We start from the raw sequence: 698 nt of genomic DNA on the forward strand, positions 1-698 counted from the left end.
GTTACGATTTTTCATTTCTTAAGAGATAGCTGTATTGTAACGCATCAAATGCTTTCAGGCTTCTCTAAATCTTTTATTGGAATCAAAACATGAGTGATAACATCATCAATGTAAGTGACGCAACTTTCGAAACGGAAGTTTTAAATTCTGACATCCCTGTACTTGTCGATTACTGGGCGGAGTGGTGCGGCCCTTGTAAAATGATCGCCCCTGTCCTTGAGGAAATTGCTGACGACTATGCTGGCAAGATCAAAATATGTAAGTTAAATATTGATGAGAATGAGCAAACCCCACCTAAATTCAATATTCGTGGCATTCCAACCTTGATGCTATTCAAGAATGGTAATGTTGATGCAACGAAGGTAGGCGCGCTATCAAAATCTCAGTTGACAGCTTTTGTTGACAGCAACTTGTAAGCCCACTAGTTTACGCTTTGCATAGGTGGCACTCTTCTTGGGTGCCACATCGCTACTCTCCTATCAGATTTAGATCTCATGACACTGCAAATTGATGGCGGTATTCTTGCCGGTGGCCTTTCCACTCGTATGGATGGCAAGGACAAGGGACTGCAACTCTATCGACAAAAACCAATGGCCCAGTCTGTTTTTGACTCGCTTCAGCCTTATGTTCGTCGCGTGTTAATCAACTGCAACCGCAATCAAACTCAATATCAAGAAATCAGTCCTCTTGTGTGTTCT

General features: G+C 42.3%; 2 protein-coding genes. Both read left to right on the forward strand.

The genetic code is table 11. The annotated features are described in order from the left end of the window. Positions 1–89: 89 nt before the first annotated feature. Positions 90–416, forward strand: a complete 327-nt coding sequence (gene trxA, locus A3757_RS24180; RefSeq protein WP_068509988.1) for a thioredoxin TrxA — start codon at positions 90–92, stop codon at positions 414–416. Positions 417–494: 78 nt separating this feature from the next. Further along, on the forward strand, positions 495–698 hold a 204-nt coding region (locus A3757_RS25470; RefSeq protein ID WP_156506556.1), incomplete at its 3' end, for an NTP transferase domain-containing protein.

The organism is Oleiphilus sp. HI0117 (assembly GCF_001635235.1).

Coding starts and splice junctions, on each gene's coding strand:
- trxA (WP_068509988.1), top strand. CDS start 90: ATGAGTGATAACATCATCAATGTAAGTGACGCAACTTTCGAAACGGAA.